A 24,212-nucleotide genomic window follows, 5' to 3' on the forward strand; every position below is an offset into this window, starting at 1 on the left:
CATGCCGCTACACTATATGCCGTGGCATATAAATCGGGTGATGACAGCGCCGACCTGCTGGGTTTCTTCCATGACCTCGTCCGGTGCGAGACGCGGCTCTACAACGCCCTGAACGACCGTCTGCGCGAGCGGCACGCCATCGTCACCTCGCAGTTCGAGTTCCTGCGTCACCTGCGTGACCACCCGGGCTCCCGGGTCGGGGACCTCGCCGCCGGGTTCGCCATCGGTATCGGCGCCACCAGCAAGAGCGTCGACCGCCTGGAGAGACAGGGCTGGGTCGTCCGGCAGGCCAACCCGGCCGACCGCCGCTCCTCGTTGCTCGCGCTGACCGGCGACGGCTCGGCCCTCGTCGACGCGGCGGAGGCCACCGTCGCCGAACAGCTGACCGAGCTGATCGGAGACGCCTTCGGCGCGTCGGCCCTGCCGGCCGTCGCACAGACCTTCGCGAAGCTCCGCTCCGCACTGGAACGCGCCGAGATCGGCACCCCGACGGGCTGACGCGGGTTGCCGGTCATCCGGGCCGGACGAGCCGGGTCTCGTACGCGAAGACCACCGCCTGGACGCGGTCCCGCAGTTCCAGCTTGAGCAGGATGCGGCTGATGTGCGTCTTGACCGTCGCCTCGGCCAGATGGAGCGTCTCGGCGATCTCCGAGTTGGACAGACCCAGGCCCACCTGGGTGAGTACCTCGCGTTCGCGGGCGGTGATGCGGTCCAGCCGGTTGTCCCCAAGCGCACCGTCGCCGGACCCGGTGGGGAGCCGGTGGGCGAAGTTCTCCAGCAGGAGCCGGGTGATCCGGGGTGCGACCACCGCGTCGCCGGCGGCCACGCAGCGGATCGCGGCCAGGAGTTCCTCGGGCAGCGCGTTCTTCAGCAGGAAGCCGGAGGCTCCGGCGCGCAGTCCGGCGAAGGCGTACTCGTCGAGGTCGAAGGTGGTCAGGATCAGCACCTTCGCCTCGGGGTACCGCGCCACGATCCGCCCGGTCGCCTCGATACCGTCCACGCCCGGCATCCGTACGTCCATCAGGACCACGTCGGGCCGCAGTTCACCGGTCAGACGCACGGCCTCGGCGCCGTCACCGGCCTCGCCGACGGCCACCATGTCGTCCTGCGCCTCCAGCACCATGGAGAACGCCATGCGCAGCAGCGGCTCGTCGTCGACGAGGAGGACTCTGATCGTCATGGCTCACGCTTCGTTTCCGGACAGGGCCAGTACGGCCCGTACCTGCCAGCCGCCGTCGTGGCGCGGCCCCGCCTCGAACTCGCCGCCGTACACCGCGGCCCGCTCCCGCATCCCGTGCAGCCCCTGTCCGCCGGTACGGTCCGGCAGTTCCGCCACGGGACCGTCGTCGGTGATGCGCACGGTGACGTGCTGCGCGGCACAGCGCACCCGGACCTCGGCCCGGGTCCCCGGCGGGGTGTGCTTCAGGGTGTTCGTGAGCGCCTCCTGGACCAGTCGGTAGACGGTCAGCTGCGCCGGGACGGGGACGGCCGAGGGGTCGCCCGAGACGTCGAGGCGGGTGGGCAGCCCGGCCGCGCGGACCTGGTCGGCGAGCGGCTCCAGCTGGGCGATGCCCGGCATCGGGTGGCGCAGCGCGTCGGGCTCGTCGGCGCGCAGTACGCCGAGGAAGCGCCGCATGTCGGTGATCGCCTGCCGGCCGGTCGTCGACACCTGCCGCATCGCGGCGGTGGCCCGCTCCGGGTGCAGCTCCTGGGCGAAGACGGCGCCGTCGGCGAGCGCCACCATCACCGACAGGTTGTGCGTGACGATGTCGTGCATCTCCCGGGCGATACGGGCGCGTTCGCCGGCGACCGCCAGCTGGGACTGCTGGTCGCGTTCCCGCTCCAGCCGTACGGCCCGTTCCTCCAGGAAGGCCAGATGGGCGCGTCTGCTGCGCATGTTCATGCCGATGACGGACGCGGCCACCGCCATCGCGGACAGCCCGACGAACGACTCGACGACCCGCTCCGGCGTCGACCAGCGGACCGACGCGAGCAGCGCACCGGTCTCCAGGACGCCGACGGCGAGCCAGGTGTGCCGCTTCGACGCGTGGGCGGCCACCGTGTACAGCGCGATCAGCAGCGTCATGTCCGTCGGTGTGCGCAGGTTGAGGCACCACTGGACGAAGGCGACCGCCGACATCGCCAGGAACGCCCCGAGCGGTGCCCGTCGCCGCCATACGAGCGGCAGCGTCAGCAGCGCGTTGAACAGCAGCGGTTGCCCCAGGAAGGGGTGAAGGACACGGTGCATCGCCCCCGTCAGCAGCGCGCAGACGGCCGCCGCGAACAGCGCGTCCACCGTCTGCGGCGACAGCCGTGCGCGCAGCCGCAGCCGGGCGCGGTCGGCGACGGCGCGCCACGACCGGGCCCGGCTGCGCACGGCCTGGGGCAGGGCGTAGGTCATCGACGCGCCCCGGCCCCGGCGGTCGCGGCCGCCATCAGGCGTCCCGCCGCCTGAGCGCCACCGCCGCTCCGGCCAGCGCGATCACCGCATACAGGCAGAAGACTGCGAAACCGGTCCACGGCGCCAGCGTATTCGGCTCGGCGTGGACGTGGACGAGCCCCTGCCCCGCCGTGCTCGGCAGGTACTTGTCGATCGCGTCGTACCAGGAGGACGGCAGCGCCTCGACGAGGACCGGAACCACCAGCAGCACACCGAACAGGGTGGCGATGCCGCCCGCGGTGTTGCGGATCAGGGCACCCAGCCCCACCCCGATCAGGCCCACGCCCGTCAGATACAGACCGGCACCGAACACCGCGCGCAGCACGCCCGGGTCGCCCAGGGAGGTCCCGAGATGCCGCCCGGACAGTGCGGCCTGCCCGACGAGGAAGGCGATCAGCGCGGCGGCCGTCATCAGTACCCAGGCGACGACCCCGTACACCAGCGCCTTGGCCCACAGCACCGGCAGTCGGCGCGGCACCGCGGACAGCGAGGCGCGGATCATCCCGGTGGCGTACTCGCCGCTGACCACCAGGACGCCCAGGACGCCGACGGCGAGCTGGGCCAGGAAGAACCCGCGCAGACTCGTCAGCGTCGGATCGAAGTGCAGCCGCTCGCCCGGCGGCAGATGGGACCAGCGGTCGGCGGTGAAGTAGCTGAACAGATAGCCCAGGCCGACCATCGCGACCACCGCGGCCAGCAGGGTGAACAGCGTGGACCGCAGCGACCGCAGCTTGATCCACTCGGAGCGGATCACCTTCAGCTGGGTGACCTCGCCGCGCTCCGCCTCGGGGATCACCGTCGCCGTCACCGTCGTCATGCCGCACGCCCTTCCGTTCCCGCGCCGACGCCCTGCGCCGCGGGTGCCTGGTACTCCACGGCGTCCCGGGTCAGCTCCATGAACGCCTCCTCCAACGACGCCTGCTGCGGCGTCAGTTCGGCCAGGGCGATGCCCTCCTCGGCCGCGACCCGCCCGATCCACTCGCTGGTGATGCCCGTCACCAGCAGCACCCCCGGCTCCTCGGAGGAGACGGTGACGTCCGGGCCCGCCAGCAGTGCGCGCAGCTTCTCCGCCTCCTTGGTGCGTACCCGCACCTGGTCCCCGGCGGCCCGTGCCGTGAACTCCGCGACCGACGTGTCCGCGATCAGTCGCCCGCGTCCGATGACGATCAGGTGCTCGGCGGTCAGCGCCATCTCCGACATGAGGTGTGAGGAGACCAGGACCGTACGCCCCTCGGCGGCCAGTCCCTTCAGCAGGTTACGGATCCACAGGATGCCCTCGGGGTCCAGGCCGTTGACCGGCTCGTCGAGGATCACCGTGGCCGGGTCGCCGAGGAGCGCGCTGGCGATGCCGAGCCGCTGTCCCATGCCCAGCGAGAAGCCGCCGACGCGCTTCTTCGCCACCGCGCGCAGCCCGACGAGGTCGATCACCTCGTCCACGCGGCGCACCGAGATCCCATGGGTGGCGGCGAGCGCCAGCAGGTGGTTGCGGGCACTGCGCCCGGTGTGGATGGCGCGGGCCTCCAGCATCGCCCCCACCTCGTGCAGCGGCGCCCGATGGTCGGCGTAGCTCTTGCCGTTGACCACGGCACGGCCCGAGGTCGGCGTGTCCAGACCGAGAAGCATCCGCATCGTGGTGGACTTGCCGGCCCCGTTCGGCCCGAGGAAGCCGGTGACGGCGCCGGGCCGCACAGTGAAGCTGAGATCTTGCACGGCGGTGCGCTCACCGTAGCGTTTGGTGAGGGAGTGGGCCTCGATCATGAAGAGTCCTCGTCGGAACTAGACGGAAGTCGTCGGGGGCGTCCGTTCGCGACCGGACCTGCATCACGCTAGAACCGGGTCCCACCCGAATCGACAGCCCGTGGAGCGACGTTCCGACGCCCGCGTCTGCATCCGCGGGCTGAGCGACGTACATCCGTCGATGTACGTGCCGACGGCGGGGCAGGCCGTGAACCCCGCCGGACACGCTGCTCGCGGTCTAGTACACGAGCGCCTGCGCCCCGTCCGCCATCGCTTCCTGCACGAACACCTGCGCACCCGCGATCCGGACGCCCTCGATGACGTCCTTCTCCGTGATGTCCCGGCGGGCCGCGCACTGTGTGCACAGCGTGAGCGTGCCGCCGGCCAGGATCGAGTCGACCAGGTCGGGCAGCGGAGCGGCATGCGGCAGCTCGAACTCCGCGGCCCGCCCCGGCAGCGCGAACCACGCGGACTCGCCGGTCAGCCACATCGACACCTCGACGCCGCTGGCCACGGCCACCGCCGCCACCGTGAACGCCTGCGAGCACCGCTCCGGGGCGTCCACGCCCGCCGTCACCTTGATCACGAGCTTCTTAGCCATGCGAGCAGCCTAATCCGGCCGTCGGCGGCCTGGCGGTTCACGGCAGGTGCGCCGCGCGCTGGTGCTGGCGCAGCAGCACGTTCGCGTCGGTGGCCGCGCTGTGGTCGTGGCCGGCGCGGGCGGTCTCCCGGCGGCCGTCCAGCTCGCCGCACTCGACGCAGCCGGGGACGGGCCAGGGTGGGCGGCTGAGGTCCTCCGGGTCCGGCGGTACGGCCCAGGTACGGTCGTTCGCCGCGCGTACGCCCGCACTGATCCGTTCTCTGTCGGTGGCGGGGCGCAGCATCGCCGGATGGGCCTGCCACTCCCTGCCGCCGCCGACGGGGCGCAGTATCGCGTACGGCCCCGACTGGTCCTGGTACTCGCCGACCTGGTCGGTGGCGGTGTCGTAGAGCAGGGTTCCGGGCTCCATGGCATTCGCTCCTTTCGTCCAACATCTATACGAAATGCGAGAGTTGGACTACTCTGCGTGTCGAGGCTGCTACGAGGATGGCCCGGGGGCGGGGTAGGCACGCCGACGACGAGCGGTTCTTCCCCGTCTGGCGGCGCTAATTCCACAAATTCCACGGGGAACCAGGGAGGGGCGCGGTGCCGCAGAGGCGGGTGGTGACGGGGCGTAGCCAGGAGCCCAGGCAACGGTTCGCGGAGGAGCTGCGGTTGCTGAGGGCGGAGCGGGGGGTGAGCTTAAAAGGACTGGCCGAGGAACTGGGCTGGGACGCGTCCAACTTCGGGAAGATGGAGAGCGGGCGGACCCTGGGCAGCCCGGAGCTCGTGGAGGCGCTGGACCAGTTCTATGGGACACCTGGGCTGTTGCTGGCGCTTTGGGAGCTGGCGGTTGGGGATCCGTCGCAGTTCAAGGAGCAGTACCGGAGGTACATGGTGCTGGAGGCCGAGGCGACCAGCCTGTGGCACTACGGAGTGAGCCGTCCGCCAGGGGTGCTTCAGACCCCGGCGTACGTGCGTGAGGCGCTTGCGGCGGGCGGCCTGAAGGGTGAGGAACTGGAGCAGCAGGTCGTCGCGCGCATCGGACGGCAGGCCGTGCTGGAGGGTGACGACGCCCCACCGTTTCGCGTCATTCTCTCGGAGGCGGTGCTGCGCAACTCGTTGCGCGTCCCGGGGGAATGGCGCGAGCAACTGGAGTATCTGGTGGCAGCAGGAGCGCGCCCGAACATCACGCTGCACGTGCTGCCGTTCGGTACCGGGTTGCATCGGCTGGACAGCATGTCCGTCATGTTCCTGCGCCTCGCGGAAGGCCGTACGGTTGCCTATACAGAAAACGACGTACGGGGCGAACTGATCGAAGAAACCAGCCGGGTTGAGCTCCTGCACCGCACCTATGATGACGTTCGTGACCTGGCGCTGAGTCCCGCTGAGTCGCGGACGTTCATCTTGCGGATGCTGGAGGAAGTGCCGTGCGAGCCATCGACTTGAGCAATCTCACGTGGCGCAAGAGCAGCTACAGCAACTCCGACGGTGGCGAATGCGTCGAGGTTTCCGACGATCTTCTCGCCTCCGTGCAGTGGTGCAAGAGCAGCTACAGCAACACGAGTGGCGGCGACTGTGTCGAGGTCTCCGACGATCTCCTGGCCGCAGCCTCCTGGCACAAGAGCAGCTACAGCAACTCCGACGGCGGCAACTGCCTCGAAGTCGCCGCCGGCATCCCCTCCCTCGTCCCCGTCCGCGACAGCAAGGCCCCCGCCCACGGAACCCTCCTCTTCACGGCCTCCTCCTGGTCCGTGTTCGTCGCGGCGGTCAAGACGGACGGCGTCTAAGTCGCCCCGTACGCCTCCGTCGCCACCCGCACGAACGACCGCAGCAGCGGATTCCCGTCCGCCTCCTTCCCCTTCCACGCCAGCACCACCCGGCTCGGCGGCATGTCCTCGACCGGCACCACCGTGAGACCGTCCCCGGGGTCATGGTCGGCCAGGGTCATGCCGACCGTGCCGTTCCAGAGCACGGCCTGCCGGCACTCCTGAACGGCCCGTACCACCGGCCCCTCGGGATGCGGATCTCGGCGCCCGGGTGGCGTTCGCGGTAGGCGCGGGCCAGCCTTCGTACGCCCGGATCCGTGCTGTCGCCCAGGAGGCCGACGGTGAGAACCCCTGCCCCCGCCGCCGTCGCGACCCGTACGCGCAGCCTGTCGGCCTGGTCGAGGAGTGCGTGGGCCTCGTCCAGCAGGACCGCTCCGACCGGGGTCAGGGCGACCCCCGCCGGTGACCGTTCGAAGAGCCGTGCGCCGATCTCGGTCTCCAGGGTCTTGATCGCGCGGCTCAGCGGGGGCTGGCTCATGTGGAGTCGCGCGGCGGCCCGGCCGAAGTGGAGTTCCTCGGAGACCGCCACGAAATAGCGCAGCGTGCGTAGCTCCATTCGCTCCATGCAGCAACGATACCGATCGGGTATGGAGGGGGCGGAACAGGTCTTGGACAGCCGTACCGCCCCGGCCGTCGAATCGAAGCATGACGATTCACGACCATGACCACGATCACGGCAACACGCCCGCTGTAGCCGTCGTCGGCCCGGACGACGGTGAGGTGCTGATGCTCGGCGCCACCCGGATGCGGGTCCTGGAGGACGGCCGTACCACCGGCCACCGCCTCGGCCTCGCCGAGTCCGTGCTCGCACCGCACACCCCCGGCCCGCCGCAGCACCGGCACGCGCGGCACGACGAGGGCTTCTACGTCGTCTCCGGCTCGGTGCGTTTCACGGTCGGGGAGGAGGAGCACGACGCCACGGCCGGGACGCTCGTCATGGTGCCGCCCGGCGCCCCGCACACCTTCGCCAACGTCACCGGCGAACCGGCCGTCATGCTCAGCACGTTCACGCCCGATCTGTACGTCCAGTACTTCCGGGATCTGCGGGACATGTTCGCGGCCGGTACGGCACCGACCCCGCGGGCCCACACCGAGGTGATGAGCCGCTACGGCACCGAACCCGCCACCTCATGAGCGCCGCCCACTGGATCGTGGCCGGTCTGCTCGCCCTCTTCCACCTCTACGCGGGCGGGTTGAAGGCCGTACGGAGCCGGGAGCGGCTGCGGCCGATGATGGCGTGGGTGGACGGCATGCCGATGGCGGCCGTGCGGGCGATCGGGGGCGTCGAGGTGCTCGGCGCGATCGGCCTGGTGCTGCCACGGCTGACCGGCGTCGCGCCCTGGCTGGTCCAGGTCGCCGCGGTCGGCTTCGCGGTCCTCCAAGTGAGCGCGATCGGAGTCCATTTGAGGATGGGAGACCGACAAGTCGCCCTTAATGCACTGCTGTTGCTCACGGCGGTGGTGGCCGGCGGGCTCGCGGCGGTGTCCTGATTGTAATTAATCCCTGTACAACTCACTGAGTTGACCATGAGTCTCCTGTGGAGCGTGGATCAAGGAATCCACGCCCCGTTGCCAACAGGGGGACGAATTGGACTCACCGGAAGCACCACCACCCGAAACACCACCTGCAAGACGGAAGAGCGGCCGCAGCGCCGCACTGATCGCCACCGCCGCCGTGCTCGGCGTCGTCGCGGGCACCTGTGTCGGCTACCTCGTCCAGGCCGACCGCGGGCCCACCGCTCTGCCGCCGCTCTCCCAGCCGTCCGTCGCACAGGCGAAGGGCGCCGGTCCCGAGCCGCTGTCGGCCGCCCGGGACCGGCAGGTCAAGGCCGACGGCGATCTGCGCAAGCTGCTGCTGAAGAAGCCGCGGGGCGCCCGTGCGGCGCCGTTCACGGCGGGCAGCGACGGCTGGATGAGCCTCGCCGACGACGCGGAGACGTACGACAAGCCAGCGAGCGGCTTCGCGGACCTCGTCGCCGGCGAGTTCCGGCGGGCGGCCGTCACGGACTGGCGGGAGAGCGGCACGTACATCGTGGAGGTCCGCCTGATCCAGTACCGCCAGGAGGAGACGCTCGGGGCGGCCGAGGCGGCCGGCAACGGCTACTACTGGGCCGACAAAGCCGCCGGTACGGACGGCTGGCCGATACCCGGTACCGGCGACGGCATGGCGTACGTCCACAACAAGCCCGCGAGCAAGCCGGGTTACGTGGACGTGTACACGGCCGAGGCGCATGCGTGGCGCGGTGACATCGCCATGGAGATCTGGGTCTACGACACGAAGCCGGTCCCGAAGTCGAAGGTGATGGACCTGGCGAAGCGGCAGATGGAGCGGCTGTGAGCGAGGAACTGTCCAGCGAGGCCGGCGGGGTCGCCGAAGTGGCCGAGGTCGGCGACACCGGCCGGTCCAGCGGACGTGACCGGCGCCGGATCGCCAGGATCGCCGGGGTCGGTGTGCTGCTCGTCGCCGTCGTCGTGGGGGTCGCCGGCACCTCCGTGAGGGTGAGCGGCGCCGACCGGGATCCGGGAGCCCCGAGCTGGGACCTGCCGAGGACCGTCAAGGAAAGGGCGAAGGAGGCGGCGGCCGGGGGAACCGGTCTGCAGGCTCTACTGCTGCCCTTCGGCACCGACGGGTTCGGGCGCGGCCCGGACATCGGGCGGTTCGGCTCCGACGCCCGGCTGTCCGGCAGCCAGGCCGGCGACCTGCGCAAGGAGTCGATCAAGGATCTGCCCCGCTCCCAGCGCACGGAGCTGGAGCGGCTGATCGACGAGCAGCAGACCAAGGGCATGGCGATGCGCAGCTACCTGAGCACCGAGGAGGCGACCAACAGCACGCTGTACGCGGCCCGTGCCTACACCGTCAGCATCGTGCTGTCACAGCTGGGCGACCAGCGGACCGTGCGGAACGTCGCCACGGCCCAGCAGGAGTTCTTCGATGCACTGAAGATCTTCCGCAAGGGCCCGGAGGTGAAGGGCCACAAGGACGCCGCCTGCTTCCTGCCGCCCGCCGACCCGGACGAGAAGCTCGACACGATGGTGTGCTCCGCGTACGTGGGCGACGTGCTGGTCAGCGCGACGGCCACTGGCGCCAAGCCGCTGGACCAGAAGGGTGTGGCGCTGTTGCTCGGCGAGCAGCTGGACCGGATCAAGAACCCGGGAGTGGCGGTATGACCATGAACCAGCCCGAGCAGGCCGAGCAGCGCGTGCAGCCCGTGCAGCCTGTGCAGGCCGAGCTGCCGGAGTCTGTCGATGGCCTTCCGGGGACCGAGCCGCGGCCCGCGCAGAAAGACCGCCGTCGGCTCCGGGGTGTCCTCCGCTGGGTCTCGGCCGTCGCCGTCCTCGCGTTCGTCGGTACCGGGACGGCGTACGGCATCTCGCGCGCGGACCGGACGGACGTACCCGGCCTGGCCACGCACTCCGACGGACGCTGGGAGTACCCCACCCTGGTGAAGCCGCCGCTGCCGGCCGGCAGCCCGGCGCCGTTCGCCGAGGCCAACAAGGTGAACGCGCACTACGCCGACCTGCGCCGGCTGGTGCTGCCCGCGCCCCGGGGCGCCACCGCCGACGGCGCCCTGCGCGGTACCGACGGCTGGCTGGCGACCAAGGACTTCCTCACGCTGTACGCCGCCAAGGCGGACCGTGCGGAGCTCGCCGGAAAGCTGGCCGACTACGGGCTCCGGCATGTCGCGGCCCGTGGCTGGACCACCCCGGACGGTACGCACACCGGGATCTACCTGCTTCAGTTCGGCAGCGCCACACTCACCGAAAAGCTGCTGAACACCGAGATGATCGCCCAGGACACGCCCGCCTACACGGTGCGCGGCGCCGACACCTACCTCCGGGACGAGGACTTCCCGGACGTCGCCAGGCTCAGTGACGTACTCCTGGCCCCGTACACGGAGGACAAGCCGTACGGCGCCGAGCAGGTCCGGATGGCCTACCTGGCGGCCGGCGACACCTTCGCCGTGATCGTCCAGTCCCGCAAGGGCAGCGCCCTCGCCGTTCCCTTCGAGCAGACGGTGACCCTGCAGAGCGAACTGCTGAGCTGACCTCGCCAAGAGCCACCGGCCCCGGCCGCGTAAGCTGGGGCCCGGCTCTTGTACGTACGCCCACCCTCGCTCAAGGAGCACCCGTGGAAGCCTTCTTCGAAACCCTGCTGGTCCTGGTCTGCGTCGGCGTCCTCGCGTTCGCCGGGCTCACCGTGAAGAAGCTGTACCAGGGCCAGCGCTGATCCGCACCGTCGTCTAGGAAACCGCCGCCATGATCGAGATTCCGTCCGACCTGCACAAGGACCTGGTTCCGCTCGCCTTCCTGCTGGGCAGCTGGGCCGGTGCGGGTGTCCATGACTTCCCGGGCTCGGAGAAGTGCAACTTCGGCCAGGAGGTCACCTTCAGCCACGACGGACGGGACTTCCTGGAGTACCACTCCCAGACCTGGGTGCTGGACCAGGACGGGAACAAGGTCCGCCCGCTGGAGACCGAGCACGGCTTCTGGCGTATCGACGCGCACCGCAAGGTCGAGATCACGATGGTCCGCGACGGCGGCGTGATCGAGATCTGGTACGGCGAGATGGCCGACAAGAAGCCGCAGATCGACCTGGTCACGGACGCGGTGGCGCGGACCGCCTCCGCCGAGCACTACAGCGGCGGCAAGCGGCTGTACGGCTACGTCAAGAGCGACCTGATGTGGGTCGGCGAGAAGCAGACCCCCGAGGTCGAGCTGCGCCCCTACATGTCGGCCCACCTGAAGAAGGTCGTCACCCCGGAGGACGTCGAGCGCTGGGCCAAGGCCCTCCCCGACGACATGCCGGACGACGGGATCGCGTTCTTCAAGTAGTTCCGAACTCCGGAAGTGGTTCTAGACTTTCGGTGTGGTGAGCACCGACTGGAAGAGCGACCTCAGGCAGCGCGGCTACCGGCTGACGCCGCAGCGGCAACTCGTGCTCGAAGCCGTGGACACGCTTGAGCACGCGACCCCCGACGACATCCTCGGCGAGGTGCGCAAGACCGCGTCGGGGGTCAACATCTCCACGGTCTACCGGACCCTGGAGCTCCTGGAGGAGCTGGGGCTGGTCAGCCATGCCCACCTCGGGCACGGTGCGCCGACGTACCACCTGGCCGACCGGCACCACCACATCCACCTGGTCTGCCGCGACTGCGAGAACGTGATCGAGGCGGACGTGGCGGTGGCCGCGGAGTTCACCGCCAAGCTGCGGCGGGAGTTCGGCTTCGAGACGGACATGAAACACTTCGCGATCTTCGGGCGTTGCAAGGACTGCGCGCTCAAGAGAGCCAAGTCGGCAACCGTCCAGAGTTCAATTACCGAGTCGTAGGCTTACGGATATGAAGAGCCCCCTGCTGTCCCTGCCCGGAGCCGTGTCCGCCGAGGGCGTGGACGAAGGCGTCGCCGCCCACTACGGCGACCTGTTCCGCGAGCAGCGCGCCCTCGCCGACGGCGCCGGCTTCGTCGACCTCTCGCACCGCGGGGTCGTGGCCGTCACCGGCGAGGACCGGCTGAGCTGGCTGCACCTGCTGCTCACCCAGCACGTCAGCGAGCTGCCCGTGGGCGAGGCCACCGAGGCGCTGATCCTCTCCGCGCACGGCCACATCGAGCACGCGCTGTACCTGGTCGACGACGGAACGACGGTCTGGGCGCACGTCGAGCCCGGCACCCAGGAGGCGCTGATCGCCTACCTGGAGTCGATGAAGTTCTTCTACCGGGTGGAGGTCGCCGACCGGACCGCCGACTTCGCGGTGGTCCACCTGCCGGCGGGCTCGATCGCCGAGGTGCCGGACGGCGTCGTCGTACGCGAGACGGCGTACGGCCGAGACCTCTTCCTGCCCCGTGCCGACCTGGAGTCGTACGCCGCGAAGTCGGGCCCGGCCGCCGGGCTGCTCGCCTACGAGGCGCTGCGCGTCGAGCACCACCGGCCCCGGCTCGGCTTCGAGACCGACCACCGGACCATCCCGCACGAGCTGGGCTGGATCGGCACCGCGGTGCACCTCCAGAAGGGCTGCTACCGGGGCCAGGAGACGGTGGCCCGGGTGCAGAACCTCGGCAAGCCGCCGCGCCGCCTGGTCTTCCTCCACCTGGACGGCAGCGAGGTGCACCTGCCGCCGCACGGCGCCGAGATCCGGGTGGCCGACGAGGGCGCGGACGGCCGGAAGATCGGCTTCGTGACGACGTCGGTACGCCACTTCGAGCTGGGGCCGGTGGCCCTGGCGCTGGTCAAGCGCAACCTCCCGGCGGACGCCCGGCTGGTCGTGGGGGAGACGGCCGCGGCACAGGAAGTGATCGTCGAGCCGTAGCCCCGCCGCGGGACCGGTCCGGCCGGGCCCTCAGATCTCCAGCAGCACGGTGAACGGGCCGTCGTTCGTCAGCGACACCCGCATCTGCGCCCCGAACCGCCCGGTCGCCACGGTCGCCCCCAGCGACCGCAGCCGGGCCACCACCTCGTCCACCAGCGGCTCGGCCACCCCGCCGGGCGCCGCCGCGTTCCAGGTCGGCCGCCGCCCCTTGCGCGCGTCGCCGTACAGCGTGAACTGGCTGACGACGAGCAGGGGCGCGTCGATGTCGCTGCACGACCTCTCGTCCGCCAGCATCCGGACCGACCAGAGTTTCCGGGCGAGTTGGGCGGCCTTCTCCTTCGTGTCGTCGTGCGTCACGCCGACGAGCACGCACAGCCCCTCGCCCTCGATCGCGCCCACCGTCTCGCCGTCCACGACGACGCTCGCGCCGTCCACCCGCTGTACCACCGCTCGCATGCCGACCATCATGCCCGGTGCCCGTACGGCCCTCGCAGGGGGCTGCCGTGGGGCACATTATTGATCCTTAACGTCCCAACTAGGGCCGTTCGGGGGCACTCGGTCACATTGCGGCCACTTGGGGTGGCACCATGCTTCCACACACCGGTCGAGGGGACGGTAGAGGCGTATGAGCACACCGAGCACCGGGCGACTGAAGACGCAGGGGACACCGAGCCTGCACCGGCCGCCCGCACAGCGCGGCGAGGACATCCCGCTGCCCGCCGAGACACCGGAGCACGACCTGGCCCACCTGAGCCTGCCCGAGCTGCGGGTCCTGCGCCGGGACGCACAGCGCGACGAGGCCGACCTGAGTTACGTACGGCGGCTGCTCCAGGGCCGTATCGACATCCTGCGCGCGGAACTGGCCCGCCGCTCCCCGGCGGGTGCCGCCTCCGTGGTGGACCGACTCCCGGAGATCCTCACGGACGCCCCGGCCCGCCACCGCTCCTCGGCCCGCCATGTCACCCTGGGCACCCCGCACAAGGAGGAGTACGGCAGGCTGGCCGCCGACATGCTGGCCGAGGTCGAACTCTCCGACCTGGAGGCCCGCACCGACACCGAGCTGACGGCGGCGATGGGCCGCCTGGTCCGCTACGAACAGGAGGTGTCGCGGCGAAGGCAGCGCCTGCAGCGGACGGCCGACGACTCCAGCGGCGAGATCACCCGCCGCTACCGGGAGGGCGAGGCCCAGGTCGACGATCTGCTGACGTGAGGCGCAGCGCCCCTTTTTGGTCTTTCAGGGGCGCCGCGCTGTATCCGACATTGCGGCTCCGCCGCGTGGGCGCGACAAGCCCCCACCCACCCGCACCCGAAATTCGATCGGCACCACCCCGACCCACCACCTACCGTGCTGTCATGACTGACGCCGTCGAAGTCCGCCCCATAACCGAACCCGAACTCGCCGACTGGCACCGCGCCCTGTCCACCGGCTTCCTCCAGACCCCCACCCTCTCCGCCGACCAACTCGACGCCCGGCGGAGGCAGTTCGTCGCGGGCAGACTCCTCGGCGCCTTCGACGGCTCCCGCTGCGTCGCGACGTTCCGCTCCTTCGACCAGGAGCTGACCGTGGTCGGCGGCGCGACCGTCCCCGCCGACGCCGTCTCCAACGTCACCGTGACCCCCACCCACCGCCGCCGCGGCCTGCTGACCCGCATGATGAGCCAGGACCTGGCCGCGGCGAAGGAGCGCGGGGACGTGGTCGCGACCCTGATCGCCGCCGAGTACCCGATCTACGGCCGCTACGGCTTCGGCCCGGCGACCACGCTCACGGAGTGGACGGTCGAGGTCTCGCGGGCCGGCCTGGACAAGCGCTGGTCGCGCCCCGAGGACGGCGGCCGGATCGACCTCGTCGACGGCGAGGACATCCGCAAGCTCGGTCCCGACCTGTACGAACGCTTCCGGCGCGGCACCCCGGGCGCGGTCAGCCGCAGCGACCTGTGGTGGCAGCTGCGCACCGGAGCGGTCCGCTTCGACGAGGAGTGGAAGGAGCCCTACTTCGCGGTGTACCGCTCGGCGGCCGGCGAGGTGGAGGGCATGGCGTCCTACGAGTCGGACGACAACTGGCAGGGCAAGCAGCCGTACGACACCGCGGACGTGCAGTGGCTGTTCGGCACGAGCCCGGCGGCCGAGCGCGCGCTGTGGCACTACCTGTGCTCGATCGACTGGATCACCAGGGTGAAGAGCGGCCGGCGGTCGCCGGACGACCTGCTGCCGCACTACCTGCCGGACCCGCGCGCCGCGCGGATCACCACCCAGGCGGACTGGCTGTGGGTGCGGATCCTGGACGTCGTACGGGCTCTGGAGGCACGGACGTACGACAGCGCCGGGTCGCTGGTCCTCGATGTGGTCGACCGGCAGGGGCTGGCCGGCGGCCGGTTCCGGCTGGACGCCTCCCCCGACGGCGCGTCCTGCACCCCGACCACCGACACCCCCGACATCGCCCTCGGCATCGCCGAGCTGGCGAGTGTCTGGCTCGGAGACCAGTCCGTGGCGCGGCTGCACACCCTCGGACGGGTCCAGGAAGAGCGAGTGGGCGCCGCCCGGGAGGCCGACGCCCTGCTGCGCGCGTCCGGGCGGCCTTGGTGCCCGGACATCTTCTGAGGCGGGTCTCCCTCCTCCTGGGACGGGTGCCTGAATCACCTTGTTCAGCTGTGTCTGTGCTGCTCATCCGTAGCGAGCTGTGAAGTTGTGGCTGTGCGGGTCTGCCTGTGTTCGGTTGTCGGTGTTCAGTTGTGGCTGTGCTGGCCGTGCGCCCCTGCGGCGGGCCCTGGTGGACCGGGCTCCCGGCTCCCCTCCGGAAGGGAACCCGGATGGCCAACCGCCGAGGAAGTATGACCATGTTGCATGAGTTGGTGACCAACTCCACAGTACTTATCTCCACTTGGATGCGACTCATAACCACCTTCCCGTGAACTGCCGAAAGATGGCGGGAAGTTGTACTGTTTGTCCGTGGACCCGGAACTCGCCTCCGTCAATGGACGGAAGAGGTCACAGCGGCCTCAGGCGTCACACCGCGAGGTGGCCGACGAACTGCGCACCCGGATCAGGTCCGGGGTGCTGCGGCCGGGCCAGCGCATGCCCACGCAGGCCAAGCTGGCCGACGAGTTCGGCGTGGAGCGGGGGGCCGTGCGGCAGGCGCTGCGCATTCTGCAGTCGGAGCACCTGCTCACCAACGTCTCGAAGGGCGCTCCGGCGACGGTGGCCCCGGAGCCGGCCCCGGCACGGCTCGCGGTGGGCCCGGAGGCGCCGCCGCAGCCGACCATGGTGGCCCTGACCCCGCGCATAGAGGCGGCCTTCGCGGCCTCGCACGTGAAGATCGACGCCCTCTGCCTGACCTCGGTCTCGCTCAACCTCGCGCTCGGCGGGCCGTTGCGGCTCATCCACGCGGGGCGGCTGGAACCGGCCAAGATCGACGTCCGGGTGCTGCTGCCGAGCCGGAACATCGACCTCGCGTTCCCGACGGCGGTGTCGGCCGACGCCTCGGCCGAGGACGCGGTGCACGACCGCTGGCTGGCCCAGCGCAACGCGCAGGGACAGGTGCTGCGGCACAACCTGCTGGCGCTGCGCGCCACGCACGGCATCGACGTCCAGGTCGCCTTCCGGGCGCTGCCGTTCACCCCGCCGGTCAAGCTGTATTTGCTCAACGGCGCGGAGGCGCTGCTCGCGTACTACACGCTGGGGCGCCATGAGCGGGAGATCGACCACGAGCACCTCCAGACGTACGACGCCGAGGGCACGCGGTCGATGCTCTTCGCCTTCGAACAGGGCGCGGGGCTGCGGGACACCACGTTCGTGGACCAGTCCCACCGGTGGTTCAACGCCCTGTGGCAGACGATCAGTTCGGAGCTGGAGCTGACGTCCTAGAAACTGTCGGGCAGGCTCTGGAACTGTCGGGCAGGCCCTGGGTCCTGCCGCGCACCGCCGGGTCCTCAGAGTGCGGGTCCGGCGAGCATCAGCGCCAGCAGGACGGCGCCGGCGGAGCTGAACGCCGGGCTCTTGGCCTTGATCCCCACGGTGAGCAACAACAGGCCGATAATGCCAGTGGCACCGTACTTCGACTGGACGATCTGTTCGAAGCCGACGACGAAGACGGCGGAGAGGAGAGCGAGTGCGGCAGGCATGGTGGTTCCCCCCATCGGTCGGGAAGCAGAGCTTCCGCCAACTCGGTCGAGTTGGTTGCCAACTCTGATTAAGTTGTCCCCAGTTGGCTACTGGTTATAAACAACCTTCAAACAACTCCCGTCAGATGGATCAAAGTTGTAGCGTTTGGTCGTGACTCAGGAGAACGTGGCAGTGAACGCCGGCAGCACACCTCAGGAGATCGCCGACACCCTGCGCAAGCGCATCCGCTCGGGCGACCTCAGGGCGGGCGACCGCCTGCCCACCCAGGCCGAGCTGGCCGAGGAGTTCGGCGTGGAGCGGGGGACCGTGCGTCAGGTCGTGCGGGCACTGCAGGACGACGGTTTCCTCGTCGACGTCGGCAAGGGCAGCCCGCCGCGCATCGCCGAGCCGCCGCGTCCGGCGCTCGACGAACCCCAGCCGACGATGGTCGGCCTCGGCCCCCGCATCACGGAGGCGTTCGCCGCCCCGCACGTCCGCATCGACGCCGCCTGCCTCACCGCCCAGAGCCTGCTGCCGGCGCTCGCCGAGCCCCTGCGCATGATCCACGAGGGCCGGATCCGCCCCGAGCGCATCGACGTCCGCGTGCTGCTGCCCAGCCGGGACATCCCCCTCGCCTTCCCGACGGCGGTCGACGGCGACGACGACACGGTCCACACCCGCTGGCTCGGCATGCGCAACGCCCAGGGCCAGGTCCTCCAGTACAACCTCCAGGGGCTGCGCTCCACCCACAAGATCGACGTGAACGTCACCTTCCGGGCCCTGCCGTTCACCCCGCCGATCAAGCTGTACCTGCTCAACGGCGCGGAGGCGCTGTTCGCGTACTACACGGTCACCCGCCGCGAGGAGCAGACGGAGGACGGACCGCTCGACATGTACGACGCCGTCGGCTCGGAATCCCTGCTCTTCTCCTTCGAGGGGCGCGCCGGACACCGGGACGCCGCGTTCGTGGAGCAGTCGCAGAAGTGGTTCAACGCCCTCTGGGAAACCATCACGACGGACCTGACACTCTTCTAGTGACTTCTGATGCGAAGCAGACTGGACCGGTGACGGCCAAGGGCAAGGACGCGACCGAAGAGATCACGGAAATGGCCAGAGGTGCCCGGGTCGTCCTCTGGGACTTCGACGGGCCGATCTGCGGTCTGTTCGCGGGCCATTCGGCACAGGTCGTCGCCGACGGTCTGGTGAAGTGGCTGGAGGGCCGGGGCCTGCACGGTCTGGTCACGGAGAACGAACGCGACTCCCTGGACCCGCAGGTCCTGCTGCGCGCCGTGGGCCGCCGGCACCCCGGCAGTGACCTGGTCGCGGAGTTGGAGGAACGTCTCACCAAGGAGGAGCTGCGGGCCACGTCGACGGCGATGCCGACGGCGTTCGCGGACATCCTCGTCCAGACCTGGCGGGCGCGCGGCGCGCGCATGGCGGTGACCACCGACAACTCCCCGCGGGTGGTCCGCGCCTACCTGGACGACCGTGGCCTCACCTCGTGCTTCGCCCCGCACATCTACGGCCGCACCCGGGACCTGCACCACCTCAAGCCCGACCCGCACTGCCTCAGACGCGCCCTCAGCGCGATGGGGACCGCACCCGGCGAGGCCCTGATGATCGGCGATTCCCCCACCGACCTCCAGGCGGCCGAACGGGCGGGCGTGCCGTTCCTGGGCTACGCGCGTAACGACGAGAAGACCAAGCTGCTGACCGAGGCCGGCGCGGGCCATGTCGTCGGCTCGCTGCAGCCGTTGCTGATGATGCTGCGGAACTGAGGAGCGGTCCGGCCGGCGGCGGGGAGGGGCGGGGAGCGGCGGGGCGGGGCGGGACGGGACGGAGGCCGTGGACCCGCCCGGAATCCGCTCGCCTTCCAGCCGTAGCTTCCGTGTGATCCAGCGGGGTTTCCGTTGCGCTAGAGTGCCGATCCATCTGAGCAAACCGCTCGGTCGCGTGCGTATGAGGGGATGGCCAAAAAGGCCGGCCTCGGACGGCCGTGCCGACGGGCGACCGTACAGCTGAGCGACCTTTCACCCGCCAGGGTCACTCCACCGCCCCTCGACTCGTGTCGTGCGTCACCTGGACATACCGTTTCCCTGCCCGACCCACGCGATACCGCGCGCGTACCACCCCCGGAGCGACCAGTGGGTGCACCGCCTGTCCCCCCTGTCGCCACCGGGAGAGACACCGACAGGCCTCTGCTCGACGACGAGTACGAGGCGTTCCTGGGCCATGCGGCGGCACAGGGGCTGGCGAGCAGCGGCTTCCACAACCAGAACTACGTCCTCCCCCTGACGGAGCCCATGGCGCGGCGGCTGGGCCGGGAGTCCGGCGCCGCCGTGACCGTCCGCGTGCGGAGGACCGACGCCCTCTCCGTGGTGATCCGGACCTGGGACAACGAGGCGCCGATCCTGCGGGCGATCCAGGGTGTGCTGCCCAACGTGCCCGAGTGCCTCTTCGAGGGGAATCGCTTCACCATCCACAGCTTCGTGGCCGGGGTCCCGCTCTCCAGCGTCTGTGAGAACGACAAGCCGGTCGCCGCCGCCCTGCTGAACGACCTGGCGGGGCTGTTCGCCCGGATGACCCAGGTGCGCGGTACCGCGTTGCCGGCGCTGCCGTCGATGTGGCCGCGCAACCACACGGACAGCCAGGGGTTCCTGCGGGCGCTGGCCCGGATGGCGGACCTCCAGATCCGCCAGGCCAACGGGCCCGCGTACGGCTGGCTGTTCGCCGCCCTCGGCGTTCCCGAGGACGCCCTGCTCCGCTTCGCCGACCGGGTCCCCGCGCTGACCCGGCGCCCGTACGGCCTCCTCCACGCCGACCTGCACCGCGACAACCTGATCGTGTCGCCGGACGGCAGCACGCCCCTCAGCTGCGTCGACTGGGAGCTGGCCACCTTCGGCGACCCCCTGCACGACCTGGCGACCCATCTGGTCCGGATGCGGTATCCGGCCCACCAGTGGGACGACGTCGTGGAGACATGGGTGACCGGCGTACGGGCGGTGCGGCCCACCGCCACCCACGGGGTGCACAAGGACCTGCGCCACTACGTGGACTTCGAACGGGCCCAGTCCGTCTACCCGGACGTGATGCGGGCCGCGAAGTCCCTGGCGGAGTCCTTCGACGAGAAGAACCTGCGCGAGGCGACGGCGGCGGTCCGCCGCGCGCTGGAGGCGGGCGCCGAGCCGCTGCGGCTGCGTACGGTGCCGGGCGACCGGGAGATCGAGCGCGTCCTGTTCCGCTGGGCCGCCGCCGCCCCGGCCTACGGGGCCGGGCACGGCCGGATCGCCGCCGACTTCATGGAATGGCGGCAGGACCGGCGGGTCCCCGAGCACCCCGACTTCCCGCACTCCGCGGTGCGTGCGGCCCTGTTCCTGGAGGGCACCGCACCGGCCCGCCAGGTGTTCAAGGGCACCGCGCACCTCAACTCGGTGATCCGGGTGCCCGGCATCGGCTTTCCCGTGGTGATCCGCCGCAAGGTGCCGCACGTCTGCCGCCGTGAGCCCACCTGCCTCAGCGAGCACGCGGTGCTGCGCGCGATCGAGAGCTCCGGAGCCGCCGTGGCCGCCCCCCGCGTCCTGGCGCTGGGCGAGAGCCACTCCCGCTACCACGTCGCCTACTCCCGGGACCGCTTCGCCATCCACACCTACGAGGTTCCGGGCGGCGACACCGACCGCACCCCCGACCACCCGGTGCACGGTCTGCGCCCGCAGGAGGCGGACGGTCTCGTCGACCAGCTGGCCGCGCTCACCGGGGTCGACCACACCCAGCTGGACCCCGCCTCCGGCGAGCCCGACTTCTACCGCTGGCTGACCGAGCAGCTCGTCGCCCTGGTCGCCGGCCTCCCCAAGGACTCCCAGCAACTGGCCCGCTTCGTGGGCCTGCCCGACGCCCCCCGGCTGCGGGAGATCCTCGCCCGGCACAGCGTCGGCCGGCGGGCCCCGGCCCTGCTGCACGGCGACCTCAACCCCTGGAACCTGGTCCGCCGCGACGACCGGCTCGCGCTGACCATCATCGACTGGGAGATGGCCCTGGTCGGCGATCCGCTGTACGACCTGGTGCGGCACATGCACCTGACCCCCACCCGGCCGGAGATCCGGGACCGGATGTTCCGCCGCTGGGAGCGTGTGCTGGACGCGCGGTACACCGGCGACTGGCAGCGGGACTGGCGGGTGTACCGCTGGATCGAGATCGTCCGCTCGGCCTATGTCGACCTGGACCGGCTGGTCACCGGAGCGAGCCTGGACGCCCCCAACGTCCGCCGGGCCCTGGACTCGTACGCCATGACGCTGGCGGCGGCCAAGGGCTCCCTGGGCCTGCCCGCCCGGACCGCCGCGGACCCACGCCTCGCCCGCGCTCTGGCCTAGCGGTGTCCTGGCGGTGTCCTGGCGGTGTCCTGGCGGTGTCCTGGCGGAGGGTGCCTCGCCGTCCACCCCGGCGGGTGCTGATCCGTATGCGTGCGACGCGTGCTCTCCCGGCTCGCGGAGCGGCTCGCGGCCGGCGGCCCGACGCCCGCTGCGTAGGCTCGCCCCATGGGTGAGATGGGCCTGCGCGAGCGCAAGAGGCGGCGGATGTACGAGGACGTGTCGGACATCGCCGTGCGGCTGTTCCTGGCGAAGGGGTTCGAGGCGGTTTCGGTCGCCGAGGTGGCCGCCGCGGCCGGTATCTCCAAGCCGACGCTGTTCCGGTACTTCCCGGCCAAGGAGGACCTGGTCCTGCACCGGATCGCCGACCACGAGACGGAGGCCGCGCGGCTGGTCGCCGGGGCCGGGTCGCCGGTCGGTGTGCTGCGGGCCCACTTCCTCGACGGACTCGGGCGCAACGACCCGATCACCGGGCTCAACGACCACCCCCAGGTGCTCGCCTTCCACACCCTGCTCAACAGCACCCCCACCCTGGTCGCCCGGCAGCACGCCTACCTGGAGCGGTCGGAGGCCGCGCTCGCCGAGGCCCTCGGCGGCACCCTGGACGCCCGGCTGGCGGCCGGCCAGCTCATCGCCGTCCAGCGGATCCTGGCGCAGGACAACTGGCGGCGGATCGCGGCGGGGGAGCGGGTCGAGGACGTGCGGGAGGACGCGGTGCGGGCGGCGGAGCGGGCCTTTGGCCGGCTGGAGCGGTCGCTGGCGGACCGCGGCTGAGTCGCGGTAATAAATTTAACCCGGTCACGCTTTCTCGTCTACGCTGTCCCCATGCAGCAGGAACTCGACCGCGAACGCGCCTACCACGACACCTGCCGTGCCGCCCTCGCCCGCATGGTCGAAGGCGCCGTCGAGCACGTCGTCACCGGCGAGGACGTCTCCGCGTCCGGTGCCGACGCCGAAGTGCTCGGGTACCGGCTGCGCAGCCGGGCCAAGGAGATGCGCGAGCTGCCGAAGGGCCCGCTGTTCTTCGGCAAGCTGGACTTCGACGCGGGAGAGCACGCCGGGCAGAGCTACCGCATCGGCCGGCTGCGGATCAGCGAGGAGCCGACCGCCCCGCCCCTCGTCGTCGACTGGCGCGCCCCCGTCTCCCGCGCCTTCTACCAGGCCGGCCCCGACGACCCGCAGGGCGTGGCGGTCCGGCGGCGGTTCGGCTGGGCGCCCGGCAGCCACGGCGACTCCGCCGACCTCACGGGGATGGAGGACGAGCGGCTCGGCAAGGGGGAGTCGGGGACCGGGACACTGCTCACCCATGAGATCGAACGCCCCCGGGTCGGCCCCATGCGGGACATCGCCGCCACCATCCAGCCCGACCAGGACGACCTGGTCCGGGCCGGCCTCGCCGACTCCGTCTGCGTCCAGGGCGCCCCGGGCACCGGCAAGACCGCCGTCGGCCTGCACCGCGCCGCCTACCTCCTCTACACCCACCCGCAGCGCATCCGCCGCTCCGGCCTGCTGATCCTCGGCCCCAACCGCACCTTCCTCTCCTACATCTCCGAAGTCCTCCCGGCCCTGGGCGAGACCGGCGTACGGCAGGCCACCCTGGGCGAGGAGATCGCCCGCCACCGGGCCACCGGCACCGACTCCGACCGGGCCGCCGGGCTCAAGCACGACCCCCGGATGGCCGAGGTCCTGCGCCGGGCGCTGTACGCCCACGTCTCCACCGACGGCATCGACGCCCTCTCGCTCTCCGACGGCACCTACACCTGGCGGGTGCCCGCGGGTGCGCTGGCGCGGATCGTCGAGGAGGTACGGGACGAGGAACCGCCGTACGGCGTCGGGCGCGAGCGGGTGCGGGGGCGGGCGATGCGAGCCGTACAGCTCCAGGCCGAACGGCGGGCCGGGCCGCAACCGGCCGCCTGGACACGGCGGCTGGAACGGTCACGGGCGATGAGCGGCTACCTCGACGCGGTCTGGCCGAAGGTGCGTCCCGAGCAGGTGGTCGCGGAACTCCTCACGGACAGCGGGGTGTTGGCGAGGGCCGCCGAAGGGCTCCTCACCGACGACGAACAGCGTGACCTGCGCTGGCCCCGCCCGCCCCGCTCGTACAGGTCCGCACGCTGGTCGACCGCCGACCTGGTCCTCCTCGACGAGGTCGCCGGGCTCGTCGAACACCCCGAGGGCTACGGCCATATCGTCGTGGACGAGGCCCAGGACCTCTCTCCCATGGAGTGCCGGGCGATCGCCCGCCGCGCCGTCTTCGGCTCCCTCACCGTCCTCGGCGACCTGGCCCAGGCCACCACCCCCTGGTCGGCGCGGAGTTGGGGCACGGTACTGCGGCACCTCGGCAAGCCAGACGCCGTCGTCGTCCCCCTCACCGCCGGCTTCCGCGTCCCGGCGGCGGTCGTGGACCTCACCAACCGGCTGCTGCGACGCCTGGGTACGGACGTGCCTCCTGCCAAGTCCTACCGCGGCGACGGCGAGGTGACGATCCGCCCGACGGACGACGTGCACGCGGCGACGGTCACCGCCGTGCGGGAGGCCCTGGCCCACGAGGGGTCGGTGGGGGTCGTGGCGGCGGACGCGCAGGTGCCCGCCGTACGCGCGGCGCTGACCGCCTCCGGCATCGAACCGGCGAACCCGGACGAACCGGGCGCCCGGGTGGCCGTGATCCCGGCGAGCATGGTCAAGGGCCTGGAGTACGACCATGTGGTGGCCGTCGAACCGGCGGCGGTGGCGGATGCCGAGGAACGGGGGCTGCACAGGCTGTACGTGGTCCTGACGAGAGCGGTGTCCAGGCTGGATGTCGTGCACTCCAGAGGGCTGCCTTTCTGAGCAGGTGTCCTTCTTCCTGGCGCGTCAGAGT

27 protein-coding genes and 1 pseudogene are annotated in these 24,212 nt (G+C 71.0%); 19 read left to right on the plus strand and 9 right to left on the minus strand.

All coding sequences use genetic code 11. The features are described 5' to 3' along the window. Nucleotides 1–21 precede the first annotated feature (21 nt). Nucleotides 22–498: a MarR family winged helix-turn-helix transcriptional regulator gene (locus IEZ11_RS29425; RefSeq protein ID WP_189265948.1), complete on the plus strand. Its 477-nt coding sequence runs from the start codon at nt 22–24 to the stop codon at nt 496–498. 13 nt (nt 499–511) lie between these two features. Here IEZ11_RS29425 and IEZ11_RS29430 read toward each other — a convergent pair whose 3' ends face one another. The 6 genes from IEZ11_RS29430 to IEZ11_RS29455 form a co-directional block, all read right to left on the minus strand. Continuing rightward, complete coding sequence (locus IEZ11_RS29430; protein WP_189265949.1) at nt 512–1,180, minus strand: response regulator; 669 nt, start codon at nt 1,178–1,180, stop codon at nt 512–514. A gap of 3 nt (nt 1,181–1,183) precedes the next feature. After that, nucleotides 1,184–2,401 carry a sensor histidine kinase gene (locus tag IEZ11_RS29435; RefSeq protein WP_189265950.1) on the minus strand — a complete coding sequence of 406 codons (1,218 nt, stop codon included), beginning with the start codon at nt 2,399–2,401 and terminating at the stop codon, nt 1,184–1,186. Nucleotides 2,402–2,435: 34 nt separating this feature from the next. Beyond that, nucleotides 2,436–3,257 (minus strand): ABC transporter permease, encoded by an 822-nt coding sequence (locus tag IEZ11_RS29440; protein ID WP_189265951.1) that lies wholly within the window; start codon nt 3,255–3,257, stop codon nt 2,436–2,438. Continuing rightward, complete coding sequence (locus tag IEZ11_RS29445) at nt 3,254–4,198, minus strand: ABC transporter ATP-binding protein (protein ID WP_189265952.1); 945 nt, start codon at nt 4,196–4,198, stop codon at nt 3,254–3,256. Before IEZ11_RS29445 ends, IEZ11_RS29440 begins: the two co-directional genes overlap by 4 nt. A 217-nt stretch (nt 4,199–4,415) precedes the next feature. Beyond that, the gene (locus IEZ11_RS29450; RefSeq protein ID WP_189265953.1) at nt 4,416–4,778 is read right to left on the minus strand and encodes a DsrE family protein; all 363 of its coding nucleotides are present in this window, start codon (nt 4,776–4,778) and stop codon (nt 4,416–4,418) included. A gap of 37 nt (nt 4,779–4,815) precedes the next feature. Continuing rightward, complete coding sequence (locus IEZ11_RS29455) at nt 4,816–5,187, minus strand: hypothetical protein (RefSeq protein WP_189265954.1); 372 nt, start codon at nt 5,185–5,187, stop codon at nt 4,816–4,818. 176 nt (nt 5,188–5,363) lie between these two features. Between IEZ11_RS29455 and IEZ11_RS29460 the strand changes: the two genes are divergently transcribed. Further along, the gene (locus tag IEZ11_RS29460; RefSeq protein WP_189265955.1) at nt 5,364–6,206 is read left to right on the plus strand and encodes a helix-turn-helix domain-containing protein; all 843 of its coding nucleotides are present in this window, start codon (nt 5,364–5,366) and stop codon (nt 6,204–6,206) included. Beyond that, nucleotides 6,188–6,547: a DUF397 domain-containing protein gene (locus tag IEZ11_RS29465; protein ID WP_189265956.1), complete on the plus strand. Its 360-nt coding sequence runs from the start codon at nt 6,188–6,190 to the stop codon at nt 6,545–6,547. Before IEZ11_RS29460 ends, IEZ11_RS29465 begins: the two co-directional genes overlap by 19 nt. Here IEZ11_RS29465 and IEZ11_RS29470 read toward each other — a convergent pair. Beyond that, nucleotides 6,544–7,142: pseudogene (locus tag IEZ11_RS29470) on the minus strand (LysR family transcriptional regulator). The gene IEZ11_RS29465 and the pseudogene IEZ11_RS29470 overlap by 4 nt on opposite strands. Before the next feature lie 89 nt (nt 7,143–7,231). Between IEZ11_RS29470 and IEZ11_RS29475 the strand changes: the two are divergent. From IEZ11_RS29475 to ygfZ, 8 genes are all read left to right on the plus strand, one after another. Beyond that, complete coding sequence (locus IEZ11_RS29475) at nt 7,232–7,720, plus strand: cupin domain-containing protein (protein ID WP_189265957.1); 489 nt, start codon at nt 7,232–7,234, stop codon at nt 7,718–7,720. Next, the gene (locus IEZ11_RS29480; RefSeq protein ID WP_189265958.1) at nt 7,717–8,076 is read left to right on the plus strand and encodes a DoxX family protein; all 360 of its coding nucleotides are present in this window, start codon (nt 7,717–7,719) and stop codon (nt 8,074–8,076) included. The genes IEZ11_RS29475 and IEZ11_RS29480 overlap by 4 nt, the downstream gene beginning before the upstream one ends. Before the next feature lie 97 nt (nt 8,077–8,173). Next, entirely contained in the window at nt 8,174–8,923 is a 750-nt protein-coding gene (locus IEZ11_RS29485; protein WP_229713425.1) for a hypothetical protein, read from the plus strand. Then, nucleotides 8,920–9,753: a hypothetical protein gene (locus IEZ11_RS29490; protein ID WP_229713426.1), complete on the plus strand. Its 834-nt coding sequence runs from the start codon at nt 8,920–8,922 to the stop codon at nt 9,751–9,753. The genes IEZ11_RS29485 and IEZ11_RS29490 overlap by 4 nt, the downstream gene beginning before the upstream one ends. Then, on the plus strand, nt 9,750–10,631 hold the full coding sequence (locus tag IEZ11_RS29495; RefSeq protein ID WP_189265959.1) for a hypothetical protein: 882 nt from the start codon (nt 9,750–9,752) through the stop codon (nt 10,629–10,631). Before IEZ11_RS29490 ends, IEZ11_RS29495 begins: the two co-directional genes overlap by 4 nt. Before the next feature lie 211 nt (nt 10,632–10,842). Further along, nucleotides 10,843–11,418 carry a heme-binding beta-barrel domain-containing protein gene (locus IEZ11_RS29500; RefSeq protein WP_189265960.1) on the plus strand — a complete coding sequence of 192 codons (576 nt, stop codon included), beginning with the start codon at nt 10,843–10,845 and terminating at the stop codon, nt 11,416–11,418. Between the two features lie 34 nt (nt 11,419–11,452). Further along, nucleotides 11,453–11,914 carry a Fur family transcriptional regulator gene (locus IEZ11_RS29505; RefSeq protein ID WP_189265961.1) on the plus strand — a complete coding sequence of 154 codons (462 nt, stop codon included), beginning with the start codon at nt 11,453–11,455 and terminating at the stop codon, nt 11,912–11,914. 10 nt (nt 11,915–11,924) lie between these two features. Next, nucleotides 11,925–12,890 carry a CAF17-like 4Fe-4S cluster assembly/insertion protein YgfZ gene (gene ygfZ / locus IEZ11_RS29510; protein WP_189265962.1) on the plus strand — a complete coding sequence of 322 codons (966 nt, stop codon included), beginning with the start codon at nt 11,925–11,927 and terminating at the stop codon, nt 12,888–12,890. A gap of 30 nt (nt 12,891–12,920) precedes the next feature. Here ygfZ and dtd read toward each other — a convergent pair whose 3' ends face one another. Further along, nucleotides 12,921–13,346, minus strand: coding sequence for a D-aminoacyl-tRNA deacylase (gene dtd, locus IEZ11_RS29515; protein WP_189265963.1), 426 nt, complete (start codon nt 13,344–13,346; stop codon nt 12,921–12,923). Nucleotides 13,347–13,515: 169 nt separating this feature from the next. Here dtd and IEZ11_RS29520 point away from each other — a divergent pair, with 169 nt between their 5' ends. From IEZ11_RS29520 to IEZ11_RS29530, 3 genes are all read left to right on the plus strand, one after another. After that, nucleotides 13,516–14,100, plus strand: a complete 585-nt coding sequence (locus IEZ11_RS29520) for an RsiG family protein (protein ID WP_189265964.1) — start codon at nt 13,516–13,518, stop codon at nt 14,098–14,100. Between the two features lie 143 nt (nt 14,101–14,243). Beyond that, entirely contained in the window at nt 14,244–15,488 is a 1,245-nt protein-coding gene (locus IEZ11_RS29525) for a GNAT family N-acetyltransferase (protein WP_189265965.1), read from the plus strand. Nucleotides 15,489–15,830: 342 nt separating this feature from the next. Then, entirely contained in the window at nt 15,831–16,751 is a 921-nt protein-coding gene (locus IEZ11_RS29530; RefSeq protein WP_189265966.1) for a winged helix-turn-helix domain-containing protein, read from the plus strand. 65 nt (nt 16,752–16,816) lie between these two features. Here the strand turns inward: IEZ11_RS29530 and IEZ11_RS29535 are convergent, their stop codons facing one another. Then, complete coding sequence (locus IEZ11_RS29535) at nt 16,817–17,008, minus strand: hypothetical protein (protein WP_189265967.1); 192 nt, start codon at nt 17,006–17,008, stop codon at nt 16,817–16,819. Nucleotides 17,009–17,153: 145 nt separating this feature from the next. Between IEZ11_RS29535 and IEZ11_RS29540 the strand changes: the two genes are divergently transcribed. The 5 genes from IEZ11_RS29540 (at nt 17,154) to IEZ11_RS29560 (ending at nt 24,181) form a co-directional block, all read left to right on the plus strand. Continuing rightward, the gene (locus IEZ11_RS29540; RefSeq protein WP_189265968.1) at nt 17,154–18,023 is read left to right on the plus strand and encodes a FadR/GntR family transcriptional regulator; all 870 of its coding nucleotides are present in this window, start codon (nt 17,154–17,156) and stop codon (nt 18,021–18,023) included. Then, complete coding sequence (locus IEZ11_RS29545) at nt 17,972–18,766, plus strand: HAD family hydrolase (RefSeq protein WP_229713427.1); 795 nt, start codon at nt 17,972–17,974, stop codon at nt 18,764–18,766. Before IEZ11_RS29540 ends, IEZ11_RS29545 begins: the two co-directional genes overlap by 52 nt. A 366-nt stretch (nt 18,767–19,132) precedes the next feature. Then, on the plus strand, nt 19,133–21,355 hold the full coding sequence (locus tag IEZ11_RS29550; protein ID WP_373294993.1) for a phosphotransferase family protein: 2,223 nt from the start codon (nt 19,133–19,135) through the stop codon (nt 21,353–21,355). 165 nt (nt 21,356–21,520) lie between these two features. Beyond that, a complete protein-coding gene (locus IEZ11_RS29555; protein ID WP_189265970.1) occupies nt 21,521–22,126 on the plus strand; it encodes a TetR/AcrR family transcriptional regulator in 606 nt (201 codons plus the stop codon). 51 nt (nt 22,127–22,177) lie between these two features. Next, on the plus strand, nt 22,178–24,181 hold the full coding sequence (locus tag IEZ11_RS29560; protein ID WP_189265971.1) for a HelD family protein: 2,004 nt from the start codon (nt 22,178–22,180) through the stop codon (nt 24,179–24,181). Nucleotides 24,182–24,212: the final 31 nt, after the last annotated feature.

The sequence above is a fragment of the Streptomyces fuscichromogenes genome, from assembly GCF_014645815.1.
Classification (GTDB): Bacteria; Actinomycetota; Actinomycetes; order Streptomycetales; family Streptomycetaceae; genus Streptomyces; species Streptomyces fuscichromogenes.